The sequence below is a fragment of the Citrobacter sp. Marseille-Q6884 genome (assembly GCF_945906775.1).
Classification (GTDB): domain Bacteria; phylum Pseudomonadota; class Gammaproteobacteria; order Enterobacterales; family Enterobacteriaceae; genus Citrobacter.
This window is the reverse complement of record NZ_CAMDRE010000001.1, coordinates 369,265-385,374: the sequence shown is the minus strand read 5'-3', so window position 1 is coordinate 385,374 and position 16,110 is coordinate 369,265. Positions and strand designations below refer to the sequence as shown.

The 16,110-nt window shown below is 52.5% G+C and carries 18 protein-coding genes; 6 read left to right on the top strand and 12 right to left on the bottom strand.

Annotation, left to right across the window (positions count from 1 at the left end; genetic code table 11):
• Positions 1-76: 76 nt before the first annotated feature.
• Complete coding sequence (locus N7268_RS01705; protein ID WP_260861592.1) at positions 77-784, bottom strand: DUF554 domain-containing protein; 708 nt, start codon at positions 782-784, stop codon at positions 77-79.
• 469 nt (positions 785-1,253) lie between these two features.
• On the opposite strand from N7268_RS01705, the gene N7268_RS01700 reads away from it, so the two are divergent.
• A complete protein-coding gene (locus N7268_RS01700) occupies positions 1,254-3,389 on the top strand; it encodes an ornithine decarboxylase (protein ID WP_260861591.1) in 2,136 nt (711 codons plus the stop codon).
• Between the two features lie 71 nt (positions 3,390-3,460).
• Here the strand turns inward: N7268_RS01700 and N7268_RS01695 are convergent, their stop codons facing one another.
• From N7268_RS01695 to mutY, 4 genes are all read right to left on the bottom strand, one after another.
• The gene (locus N7268_RS01695) at positions 3,461-4,717 is read right to left on the bottom strand and encodes a nucleoside permease (protein WP_260861590.1); all 1,257 of its coding nucleotides are present in this window, start codon (positions 4,715-4,717) and stop codon (positions 3,461-3,463) included.
• A gap of 210 nt (positions 4,718-4,927) precedes the next feature.
• Positions 4,928-6,010, bottom strand: coding sequence for a membrane-bound lytic murein transglycosylase MltC (gene mltC / locus N7268_RS01690; RefSeq protein WP_260861589.1), 1,083 nt, complete (start codon positions 6,008-6,010; stop codon positions 4,928-4,930).
• Between the two features lie 97 nt (positions 6,011-6,107).
• Positions 6,108-6,383, bottom strand: a complete 276-nt coding sequence (locus N7268_RS01685; protein WP_016154409.1) for an oxidative damage protection protein — start codon at positions 6,381-6,383, stop codon at positions 6,108-6,110.
• Positions 6,384-6,410: 27 nt separating this feature from the next.
• On the bottom strand, positions 6,411-7,463 hold the full coding sequence (gene mutY / locus N7268_RS01680; RefSeq protein ID WP_260861588.1) for an A/G-specific adenine glycosylase: 1,053 nt from the start codon (positions 7,461-7,463) through the stop codon (positions 6,411-6,413).
• A gap of 160 nt (positions 7,464-7,623) precedes the next feature.
• On the opposite strand from mutY, the gene trmB reads away from it, so the two are divergent.
• The 4 genes from trmB to ansB all read left to right on the top strand — a co-directional run bounded on the left by trmB (position 7,624) and on the right by ansB (position 10,674).
• Positions 7,624-8,343 (top strand): tRNA (guanosine(46)-N7)-methyltransferase TrmB, encoded by a 720-nt coding sequence (trmB, locus tag N7268_RS01675; RefSeq protein ID WP_260861587.1) that lies wholly within the window; start codon positions 7,624-7,626, stop codon positions 8,341-8,343.
• On the top strand, positions 8,343-8,669 hold the full coding sequence (locus N7268_RS01670) for a YggL family protein (protein ID WP_260861586.1): 327 nt from the start codon (positions 8,343-8,345) through the stop codon (positions 8,667-8,669). Before trmB ends, N7268_RS01670 begins: the two co-directional genes overlap by 1 nt.
• Before the next feature lie 49 nt (positions 8,670-8,718).
• Positions 8,719-9,438 (top strand): DUF2884 domain-containing protein, encoded by a 720-nt coding sequence (locus tag N7268_RS01665; protein WP_198905819.1) that lies wholly within the window; start codon positions 8,719-8,721, stop codon positions 9,436-9,438.
• 189 nt (positions 9,439-9,627) lie between these two features.
• Entirely contained in the window at positions 9,628-10,674 is a 1,047-nt protein-coding gene (gene ansB / locus N7268_RS01660) for an L-asparaginase 2 (protein ID WP_260861585.1), read from the top strand.
• Positions 10,675-10,754: 80 nt separating this feature from the next.
• Here ansB and hemW read toward each other — a convergent pair whose 3' ends face one another.
• The 5 genes from hemW to N7268_RS01635 are packed head-to-tail and all read right to left on the bottom strand — an operon-like array spanning position 10,755 to position 14,061.
• On the bottom strand, positions 10,755-11,891 hold the full coding sequence (gene hemW, locus N7268_RS01655) for a radical SAM family heme chaperone HemW (RefSeq protein WP_260861584.1): 1,137 nt from the start codon (positions 11,889-11,891) through the stop codon (positions 10,755-10,757).
• The gene (locus N7268_RS01650; RefSeq protein WP_260861583.1) at positions 11,884-12,477 is read right to left on the bottom strand and encodes an XTP/dITP diphosphatase; all 594 of its coding nucleotides are present in this window, start codon (positions 12,475-12,477) and stop codon (positions 11,884-11,886) included. Before N7268_RS01650 ends, hemW begins: the two co-directional genes overlap by 8 nt.
• Before the next feature lie 7 nt (positions 12,478-12,484).
• Positions 12,485-12,775 (bottom strand): DUF167 family protein YggU, encoded by a 291-nt coding sequence (yggU, locus tag N7268_RS01645; protein WP_003027101.1) that lies wholly within the window; start codon positions 12,773-12,775, stop codon positions 12,485-12,487.
• Positions 12,772-13,338, bottom strand: coding sequence for a YggT family protein (locus N7268_RS01640; protein WP_198905824.1), 567 nt, complete (start codon positions 13,336-13,338; stop codon positions 12,772-12,774). Before N7268_RS01640 ends, yggU begins: the two co-directional genes overlap by 4 nt.
• 18 nt (positions 13,339-13,356) lie before the next feature.
• Positions 13,357-14,061 carry a YggS family pyridoxal phosphate-dependent enzyme gene (locus N7268_RS01635; RefSeq protein WP_260861582.1) on the bottom strand — a complete coding sequence of 235 codons (705 nt, stop codon included), beginning with the start codon at positions 14,059-14,061 and terminating at the stop codon, positions 13,357-13,359.
• Between the two features lie 17 nt (positions 14,062-14,078).
• Here N7268_RS01635 and N7268_RS01630 point away from each other — a divergent pair, with 17 nt between their 5' ends.
• Positions 14,079-15,059 carry a type IV pilus twitching motility protein PilT gene (locus N7268_RS01630; RefSeq protein ID WP_260861581.1) on the top strand — a complete coding sequence of 327 codons (981 nt, stop codon included), beginning with the start codon at positions 14,079-14,081 and terminating at the stop codon, positions 15,057-15,059.
• A 6-nt stretch (positions 15,060-15,065) separates the two neighbouring features.
• Here N7268_RS01630 and ruvX read toward each other — a convergent pair whose 3' ends face one another.
• Entirely contained in the window at positions 15,066-15,482 is a 417-nt protein-coding gene (ruvX, locus tag N7268_RS01625; RefSeq protein ID WP_198905827.1) for a Holliday junction resolvase RuvX, read from the bottom strand.
• Positions 15,482-16,045: a YqgE/AlgH family protein gene (locus N7268_RS01620; RefSeq protein WP_260861580.1), complete on the bottom strand. Its 564-nt coding sequence runs from the start codon at positions 16,043-16,045 to the stop codon at positions 15,482-15,484. The genes ruvX and N7268_RS01620 overlap by 1 nt, the downstream gene beginning before the upstream one ends.
• Positions 16,046-16,110 lie beyond the last annotated feature (65 nt).

Sequence of the window (16,110 nt, the reverse complement as noted above, 5' to 3'; positions counted from 1 at the left end):
GTTTCGTCAACGAAATTTCTTCAAATCAACGCAGACTGGACAATCTATCACCAGATTGCTGGTATTGCACGCGTTCTCAGGCAAAAAATGCAGTCCATGCTGCGGAAAGCGGCATTGCCAGTAGTAGCGCAGGGAGCATATTAACGACCGCAAACATTTTGATGCCACAAATGCGTAAACCGGTTGCCAGTAACAGCAGGCCGCCTACGGCGCTAAAATCAGCCATCATGACAGGTGTCGTCAGCGGTAAAATAAGTGCCGCGCAGGTGGCAAGCGTCAGCTGGATTGCGAGCATCGGTACGCAAATGACGGAGACCGCGATGCCCAGTGAACAGGCGAAGATGGCTGCAGTGAAGAAATCGAGAAAGGACTTGGCGATTAAAATATTCGGATCGCCAGTCATCCCTTCATGCATCGCACCGAATATCCCGGTACCGCTGGCGCAAAAAAGCACAATGATGGCCACATAACTTTGGATAAACGACTCATGTGTGGCATTGACATCAGACTTCGTGAAAAGCTGCTGTGCTTTGGCGACGGCCGTGTTGATCCATTTTTCCAGATGGCAAATCTCGCCAATCAGAGCCCCAACCAGCGTTGCCAGAACCATAACCGGCAAATTGGCGCACTTGATGACCAGTAGAATCCCTATACCCAACGACGCCAACCCAAAGATGGAGGTCATTGAGACTCGAATACGTTCTGGTAAATGCTGGCTGAGCAGTGTGCCGAGAACACCGCCAAGTAAAACAGCGCTGGCATTAATAAAAGGTCCGATTACCACATTCACTCCTGCATCCCCGTCATCAACGTGATGATAAGGGCAATTATTTGGATATAGTTATGTTTTCAGAGTGCATTATTATGGCGTTATTGTCATGAATAATGCCTGCTTATCTGTGCGCGATATGCATAGGATTTAATCTTGCGCACGAGGGGGAAAGGTGCCATGATTGCGCGAATTTTCTCCTGTCTGAATGGGGCTGCCTGGGATGTTATTATTCCCCCTACATCGCCTTCAACATCGCCTTTTTGCGCGACGTTTGCCCCTTCCTGCGATCTCTCTTCATTCTCCCACCATGCGGTGACGGCAGCGCACGCTCACTGCAGGATAACAGTAAAATCAGAGGCTATCTGCTTTTACTGATGTCTGGCGGTCGGGGCTGGTAACCAGTTTGACCTGTCATTTCGTGGGGCAAAGCATTGCGACTTTGTCCGGGGTTTTTGACTTTCCCGAAACGGGTTTTGCGCTTATGAAATCAATGAATATTGCCGCCAGTGGTGAACTGGTCTCTCGTCTGTCTACCCACCGCCAGGTGGTGTCGCTGGACAGTACAGATTTTACCGATGTCGCGGCAGTCGTCATTACCGTTGCGGATAGCCGCAGTGGGATCCTTACGTTGCTTAAACGCACAGGTTTTCATTTACCGGTGTTTATCTTCTCCGACGAAAGTATGGACGCGCCTGCGGGTGTTGAAGCGGTCATGAACGGTCATGCGCAGGACTGGCTGGAGCTTGAGTCCGCCGCCTGTCGCTACGAAGACGCGCTGCTGCCGCCGTTTTATGACACGCTGACACAGTATGTTGAAATGGGAAACAGCACGTTTGCCTGTCCGGGTCATCAGCACGGTGAGTTTTTCAAAAAGCATCCAGCGGGTCGGCATTTTTACGAGTTCTTCGGTGAGAACGTGTTTCGCGCGGATATGTGCAACGCCGATGTTAAGTTGGGCGATCTGCTTATTCATGAGGGATCAGCCAAACATGCACAAAAATTTGCCGCTAAAGTCTTCCATGCGGATAAAACCTACTTTGTCCTGAACGGCACATCGGCTGCGAATAAAGTCGTGACGAATGCGCTGCTGACGCGCGGCGATCTGGTGCTGTTTGATCGCAATAACCATAAGTCGAATCACCATGGCGCATTGATTCAGGCGGGAGCCACGCCGGTCTATCTTGAGGCAGCGCGCAACCCGTTTGGTTTTATCGGCGGCATTGATGAGCACTGCTTTGATGAAGAATATCTGCGCCGGCAGATCCGTGAGGTTGCACCTGAAAAGGCTGACGAGCCCCGTCCGTTCCGCCTGGCTATTATCCAGCTTGGCACCTATGACGGGACGATCTACAACGCCCGGCAGGTGATCGACAAGATCGGCAGTCTGTGTGATTACATCCTGTTTGACTCAGCCTGGGTTGGATATGAGCAGTTCATTCCGATGATGGCCGAAGGTTCGCCATTGCTGCTGGATCTCAATGAAAACGATCCTGGTATTTTTGTGACCCAATCGGTGCACAAACAGCAGGCCGGGTTCTCACAAACCTCGCAGATCCACAAAAAAGATAACCATATTCGCGGTCAGGCGCGTTTCTGCCCGCATAAACGCCTGAACAATGCGTTTATGTTGCACGCCTCCACCAGCCCGTTTTATCCGTTGTTTGCCGCACTGGATGTGAATGCCAAAATCCATGAAGGTGAAAGTGGACGTCGGTTGTGGGCGGAATGTGTGACGCTGGGGATCGAGGCGCGAAAAGCCATTATTGCCCACTGTAAGATGATCCAACCGTTCATTCCTCCTGTGGTCGATGGCAAAGCATGGGAAACCTATCCGACGGAGACTATCGCCTGCGAGCGTCGTTTCTTTAGCTTTGAACCGGGCGCGAAATGGCATGGTTTTTCCGGTTACGCGCGCGACCAGTATTTTGTCGATCCCTGCAAGCTATTGCTCACCACGCCAGGTATCGATGCGCAAACCGGGCAATATACTGAGTTCGGTATTCCGGCGACGATACTGGCGCATTACCTGCGTGAAAATGGCATTGTGCCGGAGAAGTGCGACCTGAACTCGATTCTGTTCCTGCTGACACCCGCAGAAAGCGCAGAGAAAATGGCGCAGCTGGTGGCGATGTTGGCGCAGTTTGAACAGCACATTGAGGACGATACGCCGCTGGCAGAAGTGCTGCCCACCATTTTCAACAAATACCCGGTACGCTACCGGGATTACACGCTGCGTGAATTGTGCCAGGAGATGCACTCACTGTACGTCAGTTTTGATGTGAAGGATCTGCAAAAAGCGATGTTCCGTCAGGAGAGTTTGCCGGTCGTGGCGATGAACCCGCAGGATGCCAATAGCGCCTTCATTCGTGGTGATGTTGAGCTGGTGCGTATTTGTGATGCTGCTGGTCGTATCGCAGCAGAAGGTGCGTTGCCTTATCCTCCGGGGGTGTTGTGCGTGGTTCCTGGTGAAGTATGGGGGGGCGCGGTACAGCGTTACTTCCTGGCGCTGGAAGAGGGGGTAAACCTGCTGCCGGGGTTCTCACCGGAGTTGCAAGGGGTGTACAGCGAGACCGATGCGGATGGTATTAAACGTTTGTATGGGTATGTGCTGAAATAAATACCGGATGGCGCTAAACGCATATCCGGCCTGCAATCATGCAGGCCGGATAAGTACGTCAGGCAGAAAAATTAATGCGCGATAGTCTGAGAACCTGCCGGTACGCGAACGTGTTTATATTTAAACAGCGCCACGAATGCGAAGGCCAGAACCAGCGAGTAGCCCGCGAAGATTAACCACACGGTCTGCCAGTCGGTAATACCGTTCAGCGTATAGTATTCAACCACTTTACCGCTCACCAGTCCCCCCAGGATACAGCCGAAGCCGTTGGTCATCATCAGGAACATACCCTGTGCGCTGGCACGGATTTCTGGTCGAACTTCTTTTTCCACAAACACGGAACCGGAGATGTTGAAGAAGTCGAAGGCGCAACCGTAAACAATCATCGACAGCACCAGCAGCACGGTACCGAACGGCGTTGGGTCACCGTAGGCGAACAGACCGAAACGCAGCATCCACGCCACAATACTGATCAGCATGACGTTCTTGATGCCGTAACGGCTTAAGAAGAACGGGATGGTCAGGATAAACAGGGTTTCAGAAATCTGCGAAATCGACATCATTACTGACGCGTGTTCAACGATAAAGCTACCAGAGAACAGCGGGTTGTTATCGAAACTGTGCAGGAAGGTATTACCAAACATGTTGGTAATCTGCAGTTCTGCACCCAGCATCATCGAGAAGATGAAGAAAATTGCCATACGCTTGTTTTTAAACAGGGCGAAGGCATCCAGACCCAGCATTGATGTCCAGCTCTGGTTTTTTTGCTGATTGGCAACCGGAATATGCGGCAGCGTCAGGGTGAACAGCGCCAGCACAACAGACAGCGTGGCACCGATATAAAGCTGCATATGGCTCAGTTCAAAGCCAGAGAAGCTGACCCCCCACATTGCCATAATAAACCCGATCGTGCCCCAGATACGGATTGGCGGGAAGTCGGTGACGATGTCCATTCCGGCGGATTGCAGGCGATAGTAGGAGATGGTGTTGATTAACCCCAGGGTCGGCATATAGGCCAGGGAGTTAAGCAGGATCACAAAGAACATCGCCCCTGGCGTGGTGACTTCGGCCGCGGCGAACAGCGTCGCAGCACCCACCAGATGGCAAAGCGCATACACCCATTTCGCACTGATCCATTTGTCAGCCACGATCCCTAACAGTGTGGGCATAAAGACGGCGGCAATCCCCAGCGAGCTATATACAGCGCCAATGGATGCACCGTCGAATTTAAGGGTGACAAACATATAGGAGCCGAGGGTAGTGAGCCAGCTACCCCACAGGCAGAACTGCAGAAACGAGAGAACTTTCAGCTGCAGCTTAAGATTCATGTTAATTTCCTCACACCGTAATGCGGATGAATGTTTTAAAAGGCACATTTGCCGTTGCTATATGATGTGATTCTATCAACGAGAGAGGCTCTTTTTTTGTTAGCTGTGACAAATATTTGCAAACAATTTCCAATTGCAAAGCAAAAGAGTGACGTAGTTAACATTTTCGCCTCTCCTGGCACCCGGTTAACGGTGCAGGAGAGGGAAAGATTAGTGGCGTCGATAGGATTTCTGCGCGGAATTGACCTTGTACAGGTATCGGCGTGATTCTGAAGACGGATGTCGTGTGGTCAATGTTTGATAAACATCTCCCGGGGTCATGCTGTTGATAATATTGGCAGCCTGAATTTTATCGTTTGAGAAAACGCGCAGAACACTGCCCGCTCCGCCGTTATATGCGGTGATCACCGCGTAACGACGTGACGTTGGATTATCAATACCGCCCAAATAAACATTGTTAAGCATCGCCAGATAGGCGGTACCGGTATCAATGTTGTTCGCCGGGTCGAACAGGAAACTACGGCTTGGCGTACCAGAGCGGCCCTGTGAGCGGAAAACATCTTTGCCGGCACTGTGCTGCACCACCTGCATCAGACCCAGTGCATCAGCATGGCTGACCGCATACGGGTTAAAGGAGGATTCGGTCTGCATGATGGCCAGAATCAGCGACTCGTCGACGCCATATTTACGTGAAGCCTGACGCACCATGCCGACGTATTTATGCGCGCGCTTATCAAGGTGGTTCGGCACCAGGTTGATCGTGACGCTATAGATGATTCGAATACCGTTGCTGCGGCTTTTCAGGCGTGTTTGCAGCAGGTAGTTTGCGAAGTTTGTCGCACGCCCCTCCCAACGAATAGACTGACCGGTATTATCGACCACCTGTCCGTACAGGAACGGTTCTTTGGAAATCTTGATATCATCGACATCGGAATAGAGATCGACGGAGCCGGGATCATCGCCCATGAGCAATGTCTTGATAATCGCCCGACGCAGGTGTCCGGCAGGATCGGTTCCGGCAATCGTCTCGACGGTTATCGTACCGTCATCAAAGTTGATGTGGCTGCGGGTTTGGTACTGATCGGTATACTTTACGTAGTCCTTCGGACCCGCGATCAGCACTTCCTTGAACCCCCACAGATTCTCGATGTTATGGGCAAACTGCCCCATCAGAATATCAAAACCGTTGGTATCCTTGACCCAGGCTTCGTTATAGGTATCGCCTTTTTTGGTCGAACTGGAACAGGAGATCAGCAACGGCGCAATAACGGCAAGCGCGAGAAATTTTTTCATTATTCCGAAAGTGCGTGTTGTGTTTGTTGTTGTGTCGCGTTGCCGGATTGTGGTGCGAGCACCTTATCCGGCCTACGAGATTGCCAGTAATCGGTGCTTATTTTTTTTCTTCAGGCGTATAGCCTTCAATATGCACATCCTTGCCTTCAAACAAGAAGTTAATCATCTCTTGTTCCAGCAATTTGCGGTGCTCAACGTTCATCATGTTGAGTTTCTTCTCATTAATCAGCATGGTTTGCTTATGCTGCCACTGTGCCCATGCTTCTTTCGAGATTTCGTTGTAAATGCGTTTTCCCAAATCGCCCGGGTACAGCTGAAAATCCTGACCTTCTGCTTCGCGTTGCAGGAAAGTACAAAAAATTGTTCTGCTCATAAATAATCCTCTTTATCGACCGATGCGTTAAACATGCGTACCGGCGCGTAATTGCTGTAACAAACGCTCCACAGGAGCTGCCAGTCCGACCGACGGCGGTTGCGCTAAGTTATACCAGAGCGCATTGCCTTCATCCATGCAGGTGGTGAATGAAGACACAGGAAGCCACATAGGCACAATATCTAAATGGAAATGGCTAAACGTATGGCGAAACGCATTAAGTTGGGTCAGATTATCTGCGTTAATTTGCCGTTGCGCCAGCCACTGACGTACGCCATCTTCATCTTCAAACTGAGGGAAACAGTATAATCCGCCCCATAATCCGCTTGGCGGGCGCTGTGCGAGTAGCACGTCATCATCATGCTGAATCAATAAAAAGTAGCCGGTACGTTCCGGTAACGTTTGTTTGGGTTTCTTGCCGGGATACAGCGACCAGCTCTCATTCGCGGCAGAAAGGCAGCCATTTTGTAACGGGCACAGGGTGCATTTGGGCTTCGAACGCGTACAGACCATTGCGCCTAAATCCATCATGGCCTGGTTAAATCGCTCAACACCGTTAGCGGGTGTGACCTGTTCGCTCAAATCCCAGAGTTTTTTCTCGACCTCTTTTTTACCCGGCCAGCCACTTACAGCATAACAGCGGGCCAGCACGCGCTTCACGTTGCCGTCGAGGATTGGAAAATGTTGACCGAGAGAGAGCGAAAGGACGGCCCCTGCAGTGGAGCGTCCAACGCCAGGCAGAGCGGCGACTTCCTCAAAAGTTTGCGGAAAAACGCCACCGTGCAGCGCGACGACCTGCTGTGCGGCTTTATGCAGATTACGTGCGCGGGCGTAATAACCAAGCCCGGTCCATAAATGCAGAACTTCATCCAGCGGCGCATGGGCTAAATCAGCTACCGTTGGGAAGCGCGCCATAAAACGCTCAAAATAAGGGATAACGGTCGCAACCTGAGTTTGTTGCAGCATGACCTCAGAGAGCCATACTTTGTAAGGCGTCTTGTCGATTTGCCAGGGCAGCGTTTTCCGCCCGTATTTGTCGTACCAGCTCAACACCTGAGCTGAAAATTGAGACGCTTGCATGATTACCGTTTCATTATTGCCGGGGGCAAGATTGCAGCACAGAGGCAACGGGGTGTAAACCGGAACTTTCCGGTGCTCACTTTCTTCCTTTACTTGCATCCGGCAACTAACTTTGGATAATGCCCGTTTTCAGACCTCAAACACAGCAGACTAAACTTTTATGAAGAACGACGTCATTTCACCGGAATTTGATGAAAACGGCCGCCCTCTGCGCCGGATTCGTAGTTTTGTTCGTCGCCAGGGGCGACTGACGAAAGGGCAGGAACACGCGCTGGAAAACTACTGGCCGGTGATGGGCGTTGAGTTCAGCGAAGATCCCGTGGATTTCGCCGCGCTGTTTGGTCGTGAAGCGCCGGTGACGCTTGAGATTGGTTTTGGGATGGGGGCTTCGCTGGTCGCCATGGCGAAAGCGCGCCCGGAGCAAAATTTCCTCGGCATTGAAGTTCACTCGCCGGGCGTCGGCGCGTGTCTGGCTTCCGCCCATGAAGAGGGTGTCAGCAACCTGCGCGTCATGTGTCATGATGCCGTTGAAGTGCTGCATAAAATGATTCCTGACAATTCTTTATCTATGGTTCAGCTCTTTTTCCCTGACCCGTGGCATAAAGCACGTCATAATAAACGCCGTATCGTTCAGGTACCGTTTGCTGAGCTGGTGAAAAGTAAGCTGAAGCTGGGCGGCGTGTTCCACATGGCAACCGACTGGGAAGCTTATGCGGAACACATGCTTGAAGTGATGTCCTCAATTGACGGGTATAAAAACCAGTCAGAGAGTAACGATTATGTACCGCGCCCGGAATCGCGCCCGGTAACCAAATTTGAACAACGTGGTCATCGTCTTGGCCACGGCGTATGGGACTTAATGTTCGAGAGGGTGAAATAATGGCAAAGAACCGTAGCCGTCGTCTGCGTAAAAAAATGCATATCGACGAATTCCAGGAAGTCGGATTTTCGGTTGCATGGCGTTTCCCGGAAGGTACATCTGGAGAGCAGGTCGATAAAATCGTTGATGACTTTATCGATGAAGTGATTGAGCCGAACAAGCTGGCGTTTGACGGCAGCGGCTATCTGGCCTGGGAAGGTCTGATCTGCCTGCAGGAAATCGGCAAATGCACGGAAGAACATCAGGCGATTGTCCGTAAGTGGCTGGAAGAGCACAAACTTGAAGAAGTGCGCACCAGCGAACTTTTCGATGTTTGGTGGGACTAAGTAGCAGAGGGTCGGCAAATGCCGGCCCGATTTGTCTTGAGGGATAGATATGATGCGCAAAACGCTGCTGGCGGCAGTTCTTACGTTCACGGCGATGGCCGCACATGCCGATTACCAGTGCAGCGTCACCCCACGTGACGATGTGATTTTGAGCCCGCAAACGGTGCAGGTGAAGGGTGAAAACGGCGACCTGGTGATTACACCGGCCGGGAATGTCACCTTTAATGGCAAGCAGTACACCCTGAGCGCCGCACAGCGCGAGCAGGCTAAAGATTATCAGGCGGCGTTGCGTAGCAGCCTGCCGTGGATTGACGAAGGTGCCAGAGCGCGCGTAGAGAAAGGCCGCGTGGCGCTGGATAAAATCATCGCCAAAGAAGTGGGCGAAAGCAGTAATATGCGCAGCCGCTTGACCAAACTTGATGCCCAATTAAAAGAGCAGATGAACCGGATTATCGAGCATCGTACGGACGGTCTGACCTTCCATTATAAAGCGATTGATCAGGTTCGCGCTGACGGGCAGCAGCTGGTGAATCAGGCGATGGGCGGCATTTTGCAGGATAGCATCAACGAGATGGGTGCAAAAGCCGTGCTCAAAGGCGGCGGTAATCCGCTGCAGGGCGTGCTGGGTAGCCTCGGTGGTTTGCAAACGTCGATCCAGAATGAGTGGAAGAATCAGGAAAAAGACTTCCAGCAGTTTGGCAAAGATGTTTGTGCTCGTGTCGTGACGCTGGAAGATGACCGTAAAGCATTAGTTAATAATCTGAAATAACCTTCACTTCTATTTAACGGCGCAGAAACATTCTGCGCCGTTTTATTTTGTACTTTTCTGTTTTTTTTGATATCCATCTCTAAGAACGACAATTTCGTAGAAATATAAATCTGGTTAATTGGACGACGTCACATTATTCAACTGTGAGATCGACATAATGCAGCAAATTCAAGTAACTGGAGAAATAACATGGAGTTTTTCAGGAAAACGGCACTCGCCGCACTGGTTATGGGATTCAGCGGCGCGGCGCTGGCATTACCTAATATCACCATTCTGGCTACCGGCGGTACGATTGCAGGCGGCGGTGATTCCGCTACAAAATCTAACTACACGGCGGGTAAAGTCGGCGTAGAAAATCTGGTAGATGCTGTGCCGCAACTGAAAGATATTGCCGTCGTTAAGGGCGAGCAGGTTGTGAATATCGGTTCTCAGGATATGAACGACGACGTCTGGTTAACGCTGGCGAAGAAGATCAATACCGAGTGTGATAAAACCGACGGCTTCGTGATAACTCATGGTACGGATACCATGGAAGAAACCGCGTACTTCCTCGACCTGACCGTCAAATGCAACAAACCGGTCGTGCTGGTTGGTGCCATGCGTCCGTCTACGGGGATGAGCGCTGATGGCCCGTTCAACCTGTATAACGCCGTGGTAACGGCGGCCGACAAAGCGTCTGCAAACCGCGGCGTGCTGGTGGTGATGAACGACACCGTCCTGGATGGTCGTGATGTGACCAAAACCAACACCACCGATGTTGCCACCTTCAAATCCGTTAACTACGGCCCGCTGGGCTACATTCATAACGGCAAAATCGACTACCAGCGCACACCTGCGCGTAAGCACACCACCGAAACACCGTTCGATGTCTCTAAGCTGAACGAACTGCCGAAGGTGGGAATTGTTTATAACTACGCTAACGCGTCCGATCTGCCAGCAAAAGCGCTGGTGGACGCGGGTTATGCGGGGATCGTCAGTGCGGGTGTGGGTAATGGCAACCTGTATAAAACGGTTTTCGATACGCTGGCGACTGCCGCGCATAAGGGTACCGTTGTCGTGCGTTCCTCCCGTGTACCAACGGGCGCGACCACTCAGGATGCAGAAGTGGATGATGCTAAATATGGTTTCGTCGCTTCAGGCTCGTTGAATCCGCAAAAAGCACGTGTGCTGTTGCAACTGGCGTTGACTCAAACCAAAGATCCTAAACAGATCCAGACGATGTTTAATCAGTATTAATCGATAAAGGTAGCTGCGCTTATCTCCCTACCCCCTGCAGGGCAGGTAAGCGCAGCTGCCGTCTTACCTGATTTTCGGCATTACTCCGCCAGAAACAGCTCCAGCAGAGAGTTTAAAAACAGCTTACCGTGCTGGGTAATCTGCCAGAACGCTTCGCTCTCAGTGAGATATCCCTGCGCGATGGCTTCATCGATCTCTTTACGTATAACGTCTTCAGCAAGCCCGGTGTATTGTGTGAATTCAGCACGCGGCGCGGCTTCCAGTAACCGGAAACGGTTCATAAAGAACTCGAATGGCTTATCGGCCTCAGCCACATCTCGCTGGCTTTCCAGATAACGCCCCTGCATGTATCCACGTGGATGCCGCGTTTTGGTGGTGCGCAGAATGCGTCCGTCAGGGAACGTGACCTTGCCGTGCGCTCCACAGCCAATGCCGAGATAGTCGCCAAAACGCCAGTAATTAAGATTGTGCTGACACTGATAGCCCGGTTTTGCGTAGGCCGACGTTTCATATTGCTGATACCCGGCGGCGGTAAGCAACGTATGGCCTTGCTCAAAAATATCCCACAGTGCGTCATCGTCAGGTAACACCGGTGGACGGGAGCCAAACAGCGTGTTGGGTTCGATAGTCAGCTGGTACCAGGAAAGGTGAGGCGGGTTCAGTGCGATCGCCTGTTGCAAATCGCCCAGTGCTTCTTCCAGCGTCTGATCCGGCAAACCGTGCATCAGATCGAGGTTAAAACTGCGAAGTCCCAGACCGCTCGCCAGGTGCGCTGCGCGTTTGGCTTCTTCCGGTCCGTGGATACGTCCCAGACGTTCGAGTTTGGTCGAACTGAAGCTTTGCACGCCAATGGAGATACGGTTCACTCCGGCACGTTGATAATCGACGAAACGATCGGCTTCAACCGTGCCAGGATTGGCTTCCATAGTAATTTCAGCATCCGCCGCCAGGTTCAGGCGCGCTCGCACACCATCCAGCAGCGTTTGCATTGCCGGGCCGGACAGCAGGCTCGGCGTACCGCCACCAATAAAAATGGTCTTTACTTCACGGCCCTGCGCGTAGGCAGCGTCGGCATCCAGATCGCTTAGCAGGTGTCCGACATAGTCATCATGAGGGACTTCGCCCTTCAGCGCATGCGAGTTGAAATCGCAGTAAGGACATTTCTGCACGCACCACGGGATGTGAATGTACAGACTCAGCGGTGGAAGCTTAACCATTACGCAGGGCATCCAACAGCAGCTTCAGCGCCTGTCCGCGGTGGGAGATTGCACTCTTCTTTTCACGCGTCAGTTCCGCTGCGGTTTTACCTTCCGAGGGGACAAAAAAGATCGGATCATAGCCAAATCCCCCGTTTCCGGCAGGCTCACGGGTAATGACACCCGGCCAGCTTCCGTGACAAACAATAGGGGTGGGATCGTCTGCATGGCGCATGTACACCAGCACGCAATGGAACTGCGCCTGACGATTTTCTTCCGGGATATCCCGCAGGGTGTGCAGCAGTTTTTCCAGGTTCTGTTGATCGGTCGCGTCTTCACCGGAATAGCGGGCGGAATAAATACCCGGTGCGCCACCCAGCGCATTAACAGCCAGACCGGAGTCATCGGCAATGGCAGGCAGGCCGGTGATTTGCGCAGCATGACGCGCTTTCAGAATGGCATTTTCAATAAAGGTCAAGCCGGTCTCTTCCGCTGAATCAACGCCCAGATCCGTTTGAGCAACGACATCAAGCCCGAAATCGCTCAGAAGAGAGGCGAGTTCACGCACTTTACCGGCATTGCCGGTCGCGAGGACAACTTTTTGCATGGGATACCTAATCAGTTAGCGCCGCAATTTCTGGCGGGATCTGTTGCGGATGAATGATTTTAACCTGTTTGTGGCGACCAAGCTCGCCCTTCTCAATGACGACCTGGCTTTTCGCCACGCGGAACTGTTTACCGAGAAATTTCACCAGATGGCTGTTCGCCTGGCCATCGACAGGCGGGGCGGTAATGGCGACTTTTACTTCGTCGCCATGTAAACCCACAATACTGTCACGGCTGGCTTTAGGCTGAATGTAGAGCCGTAAAACCAGACCGTCGTCGCAGGGGGTGACGGCACTCATAGCGCCATCCACAGCCCCGGCAGCAGCATGTTGCCTGTCGCCTGTAATACTTCAGCGATCCCCATGTTGATGACGTAAAGCAGCAGCACCAGGATCATCGGAGAAAAGTCGATTCCGCCCATTCCCGGGAGTATACGGCGGATGGGGCGCAGCAGCGGATCTGCCAGTTGCATCAGGACGTATTCCACAGGGCTGCGACCCTGGCTGACCCAGCTCATGATCGCCATCACCAGCAATACCCAGAAAATCAACAATCCGATGGTTTTCAGGACAATCAGCACAGCGGCTATCCAGATAATCGGCTGGAACGTCACCACTTTAAACAACACTATCGCCTTGATAAAGCTGAGAATTAACGCGACCACGACCGAGGCGCTGTCAATCGGCCCCATCGGGGGAATGATACGGCGTAACGGCCCAATAACAGGCTGGGTGATTTTCACAATAAACTGTGAGAACGGATTGTAAAAATCGCAGCGGGACCACTGCATCCACACGCGCAATAGCAGCGCCATGGTATAAAGCTCAATTACCGTTGAGAGCAGGAAGGTCAACGTATTCATGGTGTTCCTCAGTTTTCCTTAATTTTTTGTGTAATCACGAGCACCAAAAATAGCAGTGCCAATGCGCACCATCGTGCTACCCGCCGCGATGGCGGCATCCATATCATCAGACATGCCCAGTGAGAGTGTGTCGATATCCGGGTAACGCGTTTTCAGCCCGGCAAATGCTACAGCCATTTGCTGTGCAACTTCAAACTGCCTTACATAATCTGACTCTGGCGCCGGGATCGCCATTAACCCGCGCAGGGTAATTCGCGGTAGGGCGGCGACTTCTGCGGCCAGGGCATCCAGCTCTGTAAGCGGAATACCCGACTTACTGTTCTCATCGCTGATGTTAATTTGAATCAGTACATTCAGCGGCGGCAAGTGTGGCGGGCGCTGCTCACTGAGACGGGCCGCGATACGCAAACGGTCTATCGTATGGCACCAGTCAAAATGTTCAGCCACCAGTCGGCTTTTGTTGGACTGTAACGGACCGATAAAGTGCCATTGCAGGCCCTCGACACCGTTTTCTTTGAAGTAGCGGATTTTATCCACCCCTTCCTGAACATAGTTTTCGCCAAACGCGCGTTGCCCTGCGGCAATGGCTTCTTCGATGGCGCTCGCAGGTTTGGTTTTGCTGACTGCAAGTAACGTAACTTCTTCTGAAGACCGCCCGCAACGCGTCGCGGCGGCTGAGATTTTGTCCCGGACATGTGCCAGGTTATGCGCGATATCGTTCATTTTCCGAGGATGTTCATATGAATATGGAAGAAATAGTGGCCCTTAGTGTAAAGCATAACGTGTCGGATCTACACCTGTGCAATGCATGGCCTGCGCGCTGGCGCATACGAGGAAGGATAGAAATCGCGCCGTTCACCGCACCCGACGTGGACGCATTACTGCTGCACTGGCTGAGTGACCAACAACAGGTACAGTGGCAGGAAAAGGGGCAGATTGATTTTGCCGTTGCGCTATCGGATTCCCGGCGTTTGCGCGCCAGCGCTTTTGCTCATCAGCAGGGGGCTTCGCTGGCGCTACGGTTGTTGCCGGTTGTCTGTCCGCGCCTTGAGGAGCTGCAGACGCCTGACAGTGTGCCTGAACTGCTGCACGGCGAAAATGGGCTGATTCTGGTGACGGGAGCCACAGGAAGTGGGAAGTCCACGACGCTGGCGGCGATGGTGGAGCATCTTAACCAGCATGTTGAGGGGCATATTCTGACGCTGGAAGATCCTATCGAGTACCGCTATGCCAGCCAGCGCTGTCTGATTCAACAACGGGAAATAGGCGTGCACTGCGCTTCTTTTGCTGCCGGGTTACGGGCGGCGTTGCGTGAAGATCCCGATGTCATTCTGCTGGGTGAGTTGCGTGACACAGAGACCATTCGTCTGGCGCTCACGGCAGCGGAAACCGGACATCTGGTGCTGGCAACGCTCCATACGCGCGGTGCGGCACAAGCGGTGGAGCGGCTGGTGGATACGTTTCCGGCACAGGAAAAGGAGCCGGTTCGCCATCAACTGGCAGGCAGTTTACGGGCGGTACTCTCGCAAAAACTGGAGGAAGACAAGCAAGGAGGGCGAGTCGCGTTATTCGAACTGCTCATCAATACGGCGGCGGTCGGGAATCTGATCCGTGAGGGGAAAACCCACCAGCTTCCCGGAGTGATACAAACCGGGCAACAGGTGGGAATGCAGACCTTTGCTCAGAGCCTGCAACTGCGTCAGGCGCAGGGCAGGCTGTAACGGGTCTCAGTAGCCCTGTTCAAAATAGCTTTCGAGAATAATAACGGCAGAAGCGGAGTCCACTTTGCCTTTATTCAGCGCACGGTACCCGCCTTGTTCAAACAGACCTGCGCGGGCTTCTACGGTACTCAGGCGTTCGTCATGAAGCGTGACCGTCACGCCGAAACGACCATGAATGCGGTTGGCGAATTTGCGGGCACGTGCGGTAAGAGGTTGCTCGGTGCCATCCATATTGAGCGGCAGGCCGACAATGACTTCATCCGGTTGCCACTCTTTGAGCAGGCGCTCAATCAAATTCCAGTCCGGCGTACCGTCCTGCGCTTTGATGGCTGGCAGTGCTCTGGCCGTGCCGGTCACGCGCTGACCAATGGCAACGCCAATACTTTTCGTACCAAAATCAAAGGAGAGTAATGTTCCGCTCATCAGGCATGTCCCGCCACGCCAGGCATGGTCAGAATGTCTATTCCGATAAGTTTTGCTGCGTCGCGCCAGCGGTCAGCAATCGGCGTCTTAAACAAAATGTTCAGATCGGCAGGGGCAGTGAGCCAGGCATTATCCAGTAGCTCTTGCTCCAGTTGGCCTTTTTCCCACGACGAGTAGCCTAACGCGACCAGCACTTCGGAGGGCTGCTCCTGGGTACCCAGGGTCTCTAACACATCGCGGGACGTCGTAATGATGGTGTTATCCGAGATACGAATACTGGAGGCGAAACGTGATGGCGGGGTATGCAGAATAAACCCACGATCTTCCGCCAGCGGGCCGCCGAGCATCACCGCTTTATCCAGGCGAATCGCCGGATCGCGCATCTCAGGGGTAATCTTCAGTTTTTCCAGTATCCCTTCAATCTGTAAATTTTCGAGGGGCTTATTGATGATAATCCCCATTGCGCCGTTTTCATTATGTTCACAGATGTACACCACGGAACGACGGAAAATCGGGTCCTGGAGAGCAGGCATGGCAATAAGAAAGTGATGCTGTAAATTCATTGTCAGAGGTTCTGTTTCCTGGTTCAAAAAAGCAACAGCGTCCAGTATGTGGGCAAAGCGCACAG

Bases quoted from the DNA above. Each gene is read 5' to 3' on its own strand.
- N7268_RS01620 (WP_260861580.1), bottom strand. From the start codon at position 16,045: ATGAATTTACAGCATCACTTTCTTATTGCCATGCCTGCTCTCCAGGAC.
- N7268_RS01640 (WP_198905824.1), bottom strand. From the start codon at position 13,338: ATGAATACGTTGACCTTCCTGCTCTCAACGGTAATTGAGCTTTATACC.
- N7268_RS01635 (WP_260861582.1), bottom strand. From the start codon at position 14,061: ATGAACGATATCGCGCATAACCTGGCACATGTCCGGGACAAAATCTCA.
- N7268_RS01695 (WP_260861590.1), bottom strand. From the start codon at position 4,717: ATGAATCTTAAGCTGCAGCTGAAAGTTCTCTCGTTTCTGCAGTTCTGC.
- N7268_RS01630 (WP_260861581.1), top strand. From the start codon at position 14,079: ATGAATATGGAAGAAATAGTGGCCCTTAGTGTAAAGCATAACGTGTCG.
- N7268_RS01665 (WP_198905819.1), top strand. From the start codon at position 8,719: ATGATGCGCAAAACGCTGCTGGCGGCAGTTCTTACGTTCACGGCGATG.
- mutY (WP_260861588.1), bottom strand. From the start codon at position 7,463: ATGCAAGCGTCTCAATTTTCAGCTCAGGTGTTGAGCTGGTACGACAAA.
- trmB (WP_260861587.1), top strand. From the start codon at position 7,624: ATGAAGAACGACGTCATTTCACCGGAATTTGATGAAAACGGCCGCCCT.
- N7268_RS01685 (WP_016154409.1), bottom strand. From the start codon at position 6,383: ATGAGCAGAACAATTTTTTGTACTTTCCTGCAACGCGAAGCAGAAGGT.
- N7268_RS01700 (WP_260861591.1), top strand. From the start codon at position 1,254: ATGAAATCAATGAATATTGCCGCCAGTGGTGAACTGGTCTCTCGTCTG.
- hemW (WP_260861584.1), bottom strand. From the start codon at position 11,891: ATGGTTAAGCTTCCACCGCTGAGTCTGTACATTCACATCCCGTGGTGC.
- mltC (WP_260861589.1), bottom strand. From the start codon at position 6,010: ATGAAAAAATTTCTCGCGCTTGCCGTTATTGCGCCGTTGCTGATCTCC.
- N7268_RS01650 (WP_260861583.1), bottom strand. From the start codon at position 12,477: ATGCAAAAAGTTGTCCTCGCGACCGGCAATGCCGGTAAAGTGCGTGAA.
- yggU (WP_003027101.1), bottom strand. From the start codon at position 12,775: ATGAGTGCCGTCACCCCCTGCGACGACGGTCTGGTTTTACGGCTCTAC.
- ruvX (WP_198905827.1), bottom strand. From the start codon at position 15,482: ATGAGCGGAACATTACTCTCCTTTGATTTTGGTACGAAAAGTATTGGC.
- ansB (WP_260861585.1), top strand. From the start codon at position 9,628: ATGGAGTTTTTCAGGAAAACGGCACTCGCCGCACTGGTTATGGGATTC.
- N7268_RS01670 (WP_260861586.1), top strand. From the start codon at position 8,343: ATGGCAAAGAACCGTAGCCGTCGTCTGCGTAAAAAAATGCATATCGAC.